This window comes from Cohnella sp. GCM10012308, from assembly GCF_042649185.1.
Taxonomy (GTDB): Bacteria; Bacillota; Bacilli; order Paenibacillales; family Paenibacillaceae; genus Cohnella.
Genome location: NZ_JBHRYU010000001.1, coordinates 697,992 through 709,885, shown reverse-complemented (window position 1 = coordinate 709,885; position 11,894 = coordinate 697,992). Strand labels below are relative to the sequence as shown.

The 11,894-nt window shown below is 65.9% G+C and carries 5 protein-coding genes; 4 read left to right on the top strand and 1 reads right to left on the bottom strand.

Annotated features, from left to right (window positions below; translation table 11 throughout):
• Positions 1–1,143 (top strand): deoxyribose-phosphate aldolase, encoded by a 1,143-nt coding sequence (gene deoC / locus ACFOTD_RS03220; protein WP_378115635.1) that lies wholly within the window; start codon positions 1–3, stop codon positions 1,141–1,143.
• A gap of 39 nt (positions 1,144–1,182) precedes the next feature.
• Here deoC and ACFOTD_RS03215 read toward each other — a convergent pair whose 3' ends face one another.
• Positions 1,183–2,166 carry a Na/Pi symporter gene (locus tag ACFOTD_RS03215; protein ID WP_378115633.1) on the bottom strand — a complete coding sequence of 328 codons (984 nt, stop codon included), beginning with the start codon at positions 2,164–2,166 and terminating at the stop codon, positions 1,183–1,185.
• Positions 2,167–2,296: 130 nt separating this feature from the next.
• Here ACFOTD_RS03215 and ACFOTD_RS03210 point away from each other — a divergent pair, with 130 nt between their 5' ends.
• The 3 genes from ACFOTD_RS03210 (at position 2,297) to ACFOTD_RS03200 (ending at position 11,875) form a co-directional block, all read left to right on the top strand.
• The gene (locus tag ACFOTD_RS03210) at positions 2,297–3,715 is read left to right on the top strand and encodes a class I SAM-dependent rRNA methyltransferase (protein ID WP_378115631.1); all 1,419 of its coding nucleotides are present in this window, start codon (positions 2,297–2,299) and stop codon (positions 3,713–3,715) included.
• Between the two features lie 229 nt (positions 3,716–3,944).
• A complete protein-coding gene (addB, locus tag ACFOTD_RS03205) occupies positions 3,945–7,529 on the top strand; it encodes a helicase-exonuclease AddAB subunit AddB (RefSeq protein ID WP_378115629.1) in 3,585 nt (1,194 codons plus the stop codon).
• Positions 7,526–11,875 carry a UvrD-helicase domain-containing protein gene (locus ACFOTD_RS03200; RefSeq protein ID WP_378115627.1) on the top strand — a complete coding sequence of 1,450 codons (4,350 nt, stop codon included), beginning with the start codon at positions 7,526–7,528 and terminating at the stop codon, positions 11,873–11,875. Before addB ends, ACFOTD_RS03200 begins: the two co-directional genes overlap by 4 nt.
• Positions 11,876–11,894 lie beyond the last annotated feature (19 nt).

The window sequence follows — 11,894 nt, the reverse complement described above, 5'->3', positions numbered from 1 at the left end:
ATGTTGGAGATATCGGCAGGCGGCGTCGTGTACCGTCAAAACAGCGGAAAAATCGAAATTCAGATGATCGAGGACCGCTTCGGCAAGACGACGCTGGCAAAAGGCAAGATGGAGCCCGGCGAAACGATCGAAGAAACGGCGCTGCGCGAAATTATGGAGGAGACGGGAATCCGAGGAGACATTCGCTCTCCGTTGTCGGTCATTCGTTACCAGTATGAAGCCGCAGACAGAGCGACCGTCCAAAAAGAGGTGCACTACTATCTCGTCGAGGCCGGCGAGGGTACGCTGCAGGCGCAGATCGAAGAGATCAAAGGCGTCGCCTGGTATTCTCCCGCGGAGAGCTGGCGGCTGCAGCGCAGCGGCGGGTACGACAACAACGACGAAGTGCTGCGCGAAGCGCTTCGCCAGCTCGGCTTCGAGCCGCAGGACGGCCATGTCGTCACGGCGGGCCGCTTTCCGATCTGGACGCCGGGCCAATCGGTCGCTCCCTTTATCGACCATACGCTGCTCAAGGCGGAGGCGCGTACCGCGGACATCGAACAGCTGTGTCAGGAAGCGCTCGCTTATCAGTTTTACAGCGTGTGCGTCAACGGTAGATGGGTCAGGCTGAGCCGCGAACGGCTCGGCGGCACCAATGTCAAAGTGTGCGCGGTCGTCGGTTTCCCGCTCGGCGCCGCCGCGACGCGCGCCAAAGCTTTCGAGGCTGCGGCCGCCGTCGAAGACGGCGCCTCCGAGATCGACATGGTGCTGTCGATCGGCAAGCTGCTCGACCGTGACTTCGACTCGGTTCAGCGCGACATCTCCTCCGTCGTGAGAGCCGTGCAGGGCGGCGCGCTCGTCAAGGTAATCCTGGAGACAGGCGCGCTTACGGACGAGCTGAAGCGCGAAGCCTGCCGCCTTTCCGAAGCGGCCGGCGCGGATTACGTGAAGACGTCCACGGGCTTCGGCCCCGGCAAGGCGACGGAAGCGGATATCCGGCTTATGCGGTCTTCCGTGTCCGGACATGTCGGCGTGAAGGCGTCGGGCGGCGTTCGCGACGCGGCGACGGCCGAGACGATGCTGCTCGCCGGCGCGAGCCGCATCGGCACGAGCTCGGGCATCGCGATTATTGGCGGCGACCCTGCGGCTGCCGGCGCATACTGAACGCACTTTGTTTTTGAATGACCGCGTCCGTGATGCCTATCAAGCTACTGCGGGCATTGCCGGCTTGGCCGGCGGCTTGAACAGATAGGCGAGCGGCAGCGCCAGCAGCGAGCAGGCGACGTTAAAGATCGTTTGCGCATGCGCGATCTGGGCCGCGGCATTGCCGGGCGCGATGTAGGCCGCTGCGAGCAGCAGCTCGTGGCGCAGCGGGTAGAACAGCAGCACGCCGCCGACGTTCAGCGCGATCTGCGACAGCGCCACCAGCTTGCCGCCGCGGCTGCCGCCAAGCGAGACGAGCAGCCCCGTCGCGCAGGTGCCGACGTTGGCGCCGAGCACGATCGCGACGGCGGTGTCCGGACTCATGGCGCCGGCGGACACGAAGCCCATTGACATGCCGATGACCGCGGCGCCGGAGTGGATGAGCGCGGTGAGCACGGCGCCGCCGAGCACGCCGAGCGCCGGCTGCTGCGAGGCCATGTCCATCAGCCGAGCGAACGTGCCCTGCTGCTGGAGCAACGGCCCCATCGTGCGAAGCAGCGCGAAGCCGGCGAGCAGCAGGGCGAAGCCCGCGAGCACCGCTCCGCCGAAGCGGCAGGCTTCGTGCACGCGGCGGGGCAGCGGCGGCAGCGCCCGCCACTCCCCGGACATCAGGGACAGCAGCCACAGGCCGGTCCCGGCGCCCAGCAGGGGCAAACCGTAGCGGTGGAGCGCAAGGCTCATGAGCTCCGTCGTCAGGCAGGTACCGACGTTGGTGCCGAGCAGGATCCCGAAGCAGCGCGCGAACGGCAGGATGCCGCTGTTGACGAGACTGATCGTGAGCAGCGTAACTGCGGTGCCGCTTTGCAGCAGCGCGCTCGATGCCGTGCCGAGGGCAAAGCCCCGGAGCGGCGTCGACGTGGAGCGCGCGACGGCGAGCGCCATGCGGTCTCCGGCCCAGCTGGCGAGCGCGGTCTCCATAACCTTCATGCCGGACAGCAGCAGCGCCAGGCCGACGATCGACAGCGAGATCAAATATAGCAGCATACAATCGTTTCTCCTTTTGGATACATAGCGGCGGACGACAAAGACGACAAGGAAGACAGGCCCGACCTGTCCCGTCTCGACCATCGTATGCGGCAATCGTACAAGACATGATAGAGAAAGGAATGAGCGCATGCCGACCGACAACAAGCCTTTTGCCGTGCTCAACCGCTCGCGCCGCCCGAGACTGGAGCTCGGGCACCCCTGGATATTCGCCAATGAGATCGAACGTACCGAGGGCGAGCCCGAGCCGGGCGGTCTGCTGGAGGTTCGCGACCACCGGGGGCAATTTCTGGCGACCGGCTACTGGAACCCCGCCTCGCAGATCGCGATCCGGATCGTGGCTTACGGGCCGTTCGACGCGATGGACGAAGCCTTCTTCGACGCGCGCTTCCGCGCATGTCTGGATTTCCGGGAGCGGTTCGCGCCCGGGGACGAGTCGTGCAGGCTCGTATTCGGCGAAGCCGACTTTTTGCCGGGGCTCGTCGTCGACCGGTTCGACGGCGTGCTCGTCGTTCAGGTGCTGACGCTGGGCATGGACCGTGCCCGGGAAGCGTGGCTGCCGGCGCTGGTGCGCGTGTTCGCCCCAAAAGGCGTTTACGAGCGCAGCGACGTCGGCGTACGCACGCTCGAAGGGCTCGAGGAGCGCACGGGCGTCCTGTACGGCAATTGCCCGCGATACCTGCAGATCGTTGAGAACGGTCTGTCCGTCCAGGTCGATATCGAGGGCGGCCAGAAGACAGGCTATTTCTTCGATCAACGGGAAAACCGCGCTGCGCTCGAGCCGCTGATGAAGGGCTGGGGCAAACGAAGCGGCATCGCCGTCGAGGAACGCGCCACCGAAGAGGGCGTAAGGCCCGTACCCGTAAATGCCAACGGCAGCATCGTCACGTTCCCGTACTGGGACGGCGCCACCGTGCTGGAGTGCTTCGCGCATACGGGCAGCTTCACGCTTCACGCCTGCAAGTATGGCGCCAAGCGCGTCACGTGCCTTGATATTTCGGAGCATGGAATCGATACCGCGAGGACGAACGTTGCGCGCAACGGCTTCGAGGACCGCGTCGAATTCGTCGTCGCCGATGCGTTCGAGTATTTGCGCGAGCAGGTCAAGGGGCGCGAGGAGCGCGCGGCGAGAGCGGGCACGGCGGCGGAGGGCGCTTCCAAAGCCGGCAAGCCTGCGGCTAAGGTCGATACCTCCAAGCCGTTGACCAAGCAGGGGCGCACATGGGATGTCATCATCCTCGATCCGCCGGCGTTCGCCAAGACGAAGCGCGCCGTGCCGGGCGCGATCCGCGGCTACAAGGATATCAACCTGCAGGCCATGAAGCTCATCAACGAGGGCGGATACCTGGTCACGGCGAGCTGCTCGTACCATGTCCGGCCCGAGCTATTCATGGAGACGCTGCTTGAAGCCGCGCGCGATGCGGGCAAGGTGCTGCGGCGCATCGTCTGGACCGGCGCCGGGCGCGATCATCCGCAGCTTGTCGGCGTCGAAGAAGGGCATTACCTGAAGTTCGGCATTTTCGAAGTCAGGAGCCGCAAAGAGCTGTAATCGCATGATCGTCGGCCGTCCGTCCCGCCTTCGCGCGGAGCGGACGGCCCGTTTTTTTTGCGATGCGAACGTCTGTGCGGGTTCGGGTGTGGTACAATGATCGCTAGAATCGGTTGCCGGAACGGAATAGAACAGAACGAAACGGAATTGAATCGAATTGAAATGAAATGGAATGAAGCGGAATGAAACGGAATGGTACGAAACGGCAAGGTGAATGGAGGCGCAGGCCATGAAGCTGAGATTGATCGCGGGCCGCTCGGGCAGCGGCAAGTCGCATTTGATCAAAACGGAGATCGCCGAGCGGATCGCGCAGGATCCTGCAGGTCCGCCGCTTCTGTTGATCGTGCCCGAGCAGGCGACCTTCCAGACCGAGTATGCGCTGGCTTCCGCCCCGGGCTCGCGAGGGTTTATGCGTCTGCAGGTGCTGAGCTTCAGACGGCTGGCGTTTCGGGTTATGCAGGAGGCCGGAGGCGCGGCCGTCGTTCCGATCGCGGATAACGGGAAGACGATGCTGATTCACAAGGCGCTCGTCCGCCGTCAGTCGCAGCTTAAGCTGTATCGCAGCGGCGCAGGCGGAGCGGGGCTGGCCGAGCGGATCGGCGAGCTGCTCACGGAATGGAAGCGATACGGCACGGACCCGTTCGCGATCAGCTCCGTGCCGCTGTCCGGACGCGGCGGCAAAGACGGCGGCGGGCCCTCCGGCGCCGCGGAGCAGGCGGCCGCTGCCGCAGATGGCCTGCTGTCGGACAAGCTGCATGACCTGTCCCTCCTGTACGAAGACGTGGAGCGCGAATTGGCGGGTCATTATCTCGACGGGGAGGATTCGCTCGACTTTTTGGTCCGTGGAGCGCCCGCGTCGACGCTGCTTCAGGACGCGGAGGTGTGGCTGGACGGCTTCCACGGCTTTACGCCCAAGGAATATGCGGTCATCGAGGCGCTGCTGCGCCGCTGCACGCGCGTATCCGCCGCGCTTTGCGTGGATCGCCCTTATCGGGCCGGCGAACGCCCGGACGAGCTGGACCTGTTCCATCAGACCGCGGACACGTCCGCGCGTCTATGCGCGACGGCAGAGGCCGCAGGCGCGGAGCTAGAGGCCCCTCTCTTATTGAGACCCATCGTCTCGCCGCGCTTTGCGGAATGTTCGATGCTGGCGCATCTGGAGCAGGCGATGGACGGCCGGCATCGCTGGTCCGGCGGAGAGGCGCAGCTGCAGCCGGACCACCCGCGCTGCGGCTTGTCGATTCGCGAGGCGGCCAGCCGAAGAGCCGAAGCCGAGGCGGCGGCAAGAGACATGCTGCGCCGCGTGCGCGAGGACGGCATGCGCTGGCGCGAGATGAGCGTATTCGCTCGCAATCTGGAGGATTACGGCGAGCTGCTGGCTTCCGTTTTCGACGATTACGGCATCCCGTACTTTCTGGACGGCAAGGCAAGCGGCTCGCAGCATCCGCTCGTGGAGTTCGTTCGCTCGGCGTTGGAATGCGTGATCGGCGGCTGGCGCTACGAGGCGTTTTTTCGCTGCGCGAAGACCGACCTGCTTCATCCGCAGGGGGGTACCGCCCTGCGGGAGTCGGTGGATGCGCTCGAGAACTACGTCCTGGCGGCCGGAATCGACGGCTGGCGCTGGCATGACGACCGCAGCTGGTATTCGTTGTCGGCCCGCGACCTGGAGGCCGAGGAAGAGGACGAGGACGGGGCTGCGCGAGGCGGGCCTTCGATGCAGGCGATCCGCGCGACCCGGGATGCGCTGCTCGCGCCGCTGCGGACATTCGAATCGCGCTTCAAGCGGTCCAAGACGCTGGCCGACTTAAGCCGCGCGCTTTTCCTGCTGCTGGAGGAGACGGCCGCGCCGGATCGGCTGGAGTTGTGGAGCAGGCACGACGAGCTGGCCGGCGAACCGCAGCGCGCCCGCATGCATCGCCAGCTGTGGGACGGCGCGATCGGGCTTCTCGATCAGCTCGTGGAGCTGATGGGGGACGAACCGGCGGATCCGGCGTTGTTCGCGGGCATGATCGACGCGGGGCTGGAGTCGATTCGCCTCGGCGTCGTGCCGCCTTCGCTCGACCGCGTCCTGATCGGGACGCCGGAGCGCACGCGCACGGACCGCGTATCCGTCCTGTATCTGCTGGGCGTGAACGAGGGCGTTTTGCCGAGAGCGATCAAGGACGACGGTCTGCTGAACGAGGAAGAACGCGTCAGGCTGGTCGAATCGGGCATCGTCATGGCCCCGGGTGCCAGGCGCCGGCTGCTGGACGAGGAGTTCCTCGCTTATCTGGCATTGACGACGCCGTCGCGGCATCTGTGGATCAGCTACGCGCTTGCGGACGAAGAAGGCCAAAGTCTGATCAAATCGAGCCTGATCGGCCGGATTCGCGCCTGGTTTCCGGGGCTGCCGGTCCGGTCCGAGTCGGCCGAGCCGCAGCCGGGATCCCCGGACGAAGCGCAGCTGTCGTTCGCCGTCCGGCCCGGACGCGCGCTGACGCACACGGTCGCCATGCTGCGCAGACACAGGCAGGGCGACGCGTTGTCGCCGGGCTGGCGCTCCGCCTACCGATGGCTCGTCGAGCATGAGCCGTGGCGTTCCCGTCTTTCCGTCCTGCTCTCGTCTCTGCGTTACAGCAACGAGGAGCGGCCGCTGCAGCCGCAGACGAGCCTCCTGCTGTACGGCGACCGGCTGCTCGCCAGCGTTTCGCGGATGGAGCGGTTCGTCGCTTGCCCGTTCAGGCATTATGCCGCGCACGGGCTCCGGCTCAAGGAGCGCCGCATGTACCGCGTGGACGCGCCTGATATCGGACAGCTTTTCCATGCCGCGCTGAGGCAGACGACGGAGAAGCTGCTGATGGGCGACCCGTCGGATGGGGACGCGGGCCTGTGGCATAGCGAAGCCGCGGCCGCCGTCGAGCGGCTGCTGCCGAAGGTGCAGTCTCAGATTCTGTTGTCCTCGAACCGGCACCGCACGATGGCGCGCAAGCTCAGCAGGATCGTCTCGCAGACGTCCGCCATGCTCGGAGAGCATGCGGCGCTGTCCGCATTTCGCCCGGTCGGCCTTGAAGTGGACTTCGGCCCGCAGGGCATCATGCCGCCGCTTAGCTTGTATCTGGGCAACGGCAGATGGATGGACGTCGCCGGACGGATCGACAGGGTCGACGCGGCGGAATCGCAAGACGGGACGCTGCTGCGGATCCTCGATTACAAATCGAGCGCGGTCAAGCTGAGGCTCGACGAAGTGGCGCATGGCCTGTCGCTGCAAATGCTGACATACCTGGACGTCGTCGTCACGCACGCGCCGCATTGGCTCGGACGGCCGGCCAAGCCTGCCGGCGTGCTCTATTTGCACGTGCACAATCCGCTGCTCCATACGGCCAACGGTCTCGACGAGACGGGCGCGGAGGAGGCGATCCGTAAGGAATATCGCATGGAAGGGCTCGTATTGGCCGACGGCGAAGCCGTGCAGCTGATGGACGAGTCGCTCGAGAGCAGCGCCAAGTCGGCGGTCGTTCCGGTCGAATACAAAAAGGACGGCAGTTTTTCAGCGCGTTCGCAGGTAGCCGACGGCGCGCAATGGGAAACGCTGCGCAAGGCCGTCCGCCGCAACATATCCAAGATCGGCAAGCGCATCGTCGAAGGCGACGTCGATATCGCGCCTTACCGGCTGGGCAAGCGCAGCCCGTGCACGGTGTGCGAGTTCCGGCCGGTATGCCAGTTCGACGGGCAGCTCGAGGGCAACCGCCATCACGAGCTGCGTCGCCCGGCGAACAAGGACGAGGTATGGGAATGGCTCGGCGAAGACGATGAGGAAGGAGGAGACGAATCTTGAGCGGATCGCGGGAAAAAGAGGACGACGAACAGCTGGCCTTTGACTGGGGCGATCTATTCGACGAGGGCGGGCCTGCGGAAGAGGCGTCAACTTCTGAAGTGGCATCCGGCCGGTCCGTGCCCGAAGCCGAGGCGGTAGCTGGACAGGCGGTGGCCAATGCCGCTAGCGAGAGCGCCTTAACGGGCGTCGACCGCGGCGAAGACGGACTGGCGGCTACCTACGCCAGACCGGAAGGCAGCCGCTGGACGGCGGAGCAATGGGCTGCGATTGCTGCCGGCGGCCGCCATCTGCTCGTCGCCGCGGCCGCGGGCTCGGGGAAAACCGCCGTCCTGGTCGAGCGGATCATCTCCCGCATCGCCGACGAGCGCGACCCGCTCGACGTGGACGCGCTCCTCGTCGCCACCTTCACGAAGGCCGCAGCCGCCGAGATGAAGGAGCGGATTCGGACGGCGCTGGAGCTGAAGCTCGAGCAATCGCCCGGCTCCGCGCATCTTCGCAGGCAGCTGGCCTTGCTGCCGAGGGCGTCGATCACGACGCTGCACTCGTTTTGCATGGAGGCGGTGCAGCGATATTCGCCGCTGATCGGGCTCGATCCGGGCTTTCGGATCGCGAACGAGACCGAGGCGGAGCTGCTCCGCATGGACACGCTCGACGAGCTGTTTGAGGCGCGCTACGAGCAGGAGCTCGCGCTCGGCGAGGACGGGACGCTGGCGACGCTGGCGGATATGTACGGCGGCCAGCGGAGCGACGAGGCGCTGCATCGCCTTGTCCTGGAGCTGTACGATTTCTCGCGCAGCCACCCTTGGCCGGATGCATGGCTGAGAGCGACGGCGGACAGCTTCGATATCGGCGGAGAGGCGGAGCTTGCTTTGTCGCCGTGGGTGCAGAGCATGCGGGCGGACGTGCTCCTCGCGCTGTCCGGGGCTGTGGGGCTGCTGCGCAGCGCCCGAGAGCTCGCCTCGGCGCCGGGAGGGCCGGAGCCTTATGCATCCACGCTTGCCGAGGATGCGGCGCTCGTGGCCGCGCTGACCGAGACGGTCTCCGGACAGCCCTGGACGGCGTGGCGGGAGCCTTTCGCAGCCGCTGCGTTCGGAAGGCTCAAGGCGTGCCGCGGCGACGGCTACGACCCTGAGCTGCAGGAACGGGTGAAGCAGATGCGCGACGAGGCGAAGAAGACGGTGACCCGGCTCGCGGACGAATGGTTTGTCCGTTCTCCGGCGCAGTACGCGGAGGAGCTCGCCGTGCTGGCGCCCCGGATGCGCGAGATCGCGGAGCTGGTCATCGCGTTCGGCGATAAGTACGAGGCGGCGAAGCGGGAAAAAGGACTGCTCGACTTCGGCGATCTGGAGCATTATGCGCTTCGGATCTTGCGCGCGCCAGACAGCTCGCCGCAAGCGGTGCAGCCGTCGGACGCCGCGCTTGCCTACCGGGAGCGCTTCAGGGAGATCCTGCTCGACGAGTATCAGGATACGAACGAGGTGCAGGAGGCGATCGTGTCTCTGATCGCAAGGAGCAATCCCGGCAACGTGTTCATGGTCGGCGACGTGAAGCAGAGCATCTACGGCTTCCGGCTGGCGGAGCCGGGTCTGTTCCTCGCCAAGTACAAGTCGTACGACGTATGGACGCCGCAAGGTCCGGAACCCGCAGGAGGCGGCAACGCCGCTCGCGAAGACGCCGCCGGCGGCGAAGATGCCGGACTTCGGATCGACCTGGCGCGGAATTTCCGCAGTCGAAGCCGCGTGCTCGACGCGGTCAACCATGTGTTCAGGCTGATCATGCGCGAGCCTGTCGGAGAAATGGACTACGACCGTCGCGCCGAATTGATCTACGGCGAGGGTTATCCGGCCGAAGAGACTGACGCTGACGCGGGCGCGGTCGGCAGGACCGATATGCCGTCGTATGCGGTGGAGATGCTGCTTATCGACACGGGCGCGGGTGGCGGCGGAGCCCGCAAAGCCGAGTTCGCCGCGGCGGATGCCGGCGCCGATGCCGCCGGGAACGGGGGCGGCGAAGAAGGAGCTGCCGACGAAGAGGAGCTCGAGAGCGCCCAGCTCGAGGCCAGGTGCATCGCAGAGGAGATCGCCCGCCTGACCGGCACGGACGGCTCGGGGCGTCCGCCGTTCGCCGTCTATGACGGACGCAGCGGCCTGCACCGGCCACTGGCCTATCGCGACATCGTCATTCTGCTTCGGGCAGCGACCTCGCTTGCGCCCGTCGTGCTCGAGGAGCTGCGGGCGGCGGGGATTCCGGCGTATGCGGACCTGGCGACCGGCTATTTCGCCGCAGTCGAGGTCGACGTGATGCTGTCTCTGCTAAGCATCATCGATAATCCCGATCAAGATATCCCGCTTGCCGGGGTGCTTCGTTCCCCCATTGTCGGACTCAGCGCGGACGAGCTTGCCGCCGTGCGAATCGCGGACCGTGCGGGCTCCTTCTGGTCGGCTGTCCGTTCGGCGGCGGCCGACGCCGAGGACGAGACGCTGCGGGACAAGCTGGCTGCTTTCGTCGGGTCGCTCGAGAACTGGAGAACGTTCGCCCGCAGAGAGCCGCTAGGCGAACTGCTGCACGCCTTGTACCGGGATACCGGATACTTCGACTTTGTCGGCGGGCTTCCCGGCGGGGGCCAGCGGCAAGCCAATCTTCGCGCGTTAATCGACCGCGCCAGACAGTACGAGCGCAATTCCAGCTATCGCGGGCTGTTCCGGTTTTTACGGTTTCTCGGACGCATGCGCGATACGGGCGGCGATCTGGGCGCGGCAAGGTCGGTCGGCGAGCAGGAGGACGTCGTGCGCGTCGTGTCCATCCACAAGAGCAAAGGGCTCGAATTTCCCGTCGTATTCGTGGCCGGTCTCGGGCGCCGGTTCAACCGGCAGGATTTGAGCGGGATGTTTCTGCGGCACAAGAAGCTGGGCTTCGGGCCGCGCATGGTCGAGCGGGTGACGCGCGTCTCCTACCCGACGCTGCCGCAGCTGGCGATCCGCCGGCGCATGAAGGCCGAGCTGCTCGCGGAGGAGATGCGCGTGCTATACGTCGCCCTGACCCGTCCCAAGGAAAAGCTGATATTAATCGGCACGACCAAGGACGCTGCGAGCGATCTGGATCATTGGCGCCGCACGGCAGCGGACGCGACCGACCGGCTGCAGGACCATGCCGTAGCGGCGGCGGGGCGTTATCTGGACTGGCTCGGACCGGCCTCTATTCTGACGGGAGCGGACTGGCTGGCCGGCGGCTTGATCAACGCTGACGGCACGGGCGAAGCTGCCGGTCAAGCAGCCGCAAGCAAAGACGCCTCGGCTTACCTAACGACGCGTGCCTCGTCAGCCGCGTCCTGGACCTGCCGCGTCCTGCCGTCCCGGGCGCTCTTGTCGCCCAGGATGCAGGAAAGATCGGCGTTTGAGGGCGAGCCGCTATGGAACGTCGCGACGCGGCTGGAACCATTGCCGGGCCCGGTCTCGCCCGCCGGGGAGGCTGCCTATGCCGCGCTTTCCTGGCAGGATCCGCACGCGGCAGCCGCTCGGTCCGCCGCCAAAACGTCGATCACGGCGATGAAGTCGGCGCGCGATTTCGACGCTGTCGGCCTTTCCGGTGCAGGCGCGGCGGCAGGCGGACGGATTGCGGCATCCGGAGAAACGCCTGGACATCCGGCGCCGCAAGACGGAGCTGCGCCGCAGGATGTCCAGGAGCCGACGGACGCGGCGCAAATGCCGGACTTTGAGGAAATGCGGCATCCGGCCTGGAATCCGGAAGAAGTGCCGGATTCGGGGTATTGGACGTATCGGCTGCGTCGGCCGAGGTTCATGGCCGCCAGAAGGATGAGCGCGGCGGAGCGGGGCACAGCGGTACATCTGGTTATGCAGCATTTGCCGATCGGCCTGTCGCCGAACCGTGCGGAAGCCGAGGTGGCGGCGCTGCTGGAGCGTCTGATCTCGCAGCAGATCCTGACCCTGGAGCAGCGCGAAGCGGCGGAGCAAGTCGATATCGCCGCCTTTTTCCGCACCGAGCTGTATGCGCGAATGAGCCGCGCCGCTAGGCTGTGGCGGGAGTGGCCGTTCAGCGCGGGCATTTCGGCGGCAGAGGCGCATCCCTCGGTTGCTCCCGATGAGCTGAAAAAAGAAACGGTGCTTATTCAAGGGGTGCTCGATTGTCTGTTCGACGACGGCGATAGCCTCGTGCTGGTCGACTACAAGACCGATGCCGTCCCGGACCGAGACTGGGGGGCCGCTGCTGAGCAGCACCGCTTTCAGATGGAGATGTACGCGCGCGCCGTCGAGGGCATCATGGGGAGGAAGGTCGACGAAGGCCATATCTACTTCGTGGAAGGCGGCGCCTGCGTGCGGCTTTATTAAGCGAGGCGTATGCGCAACT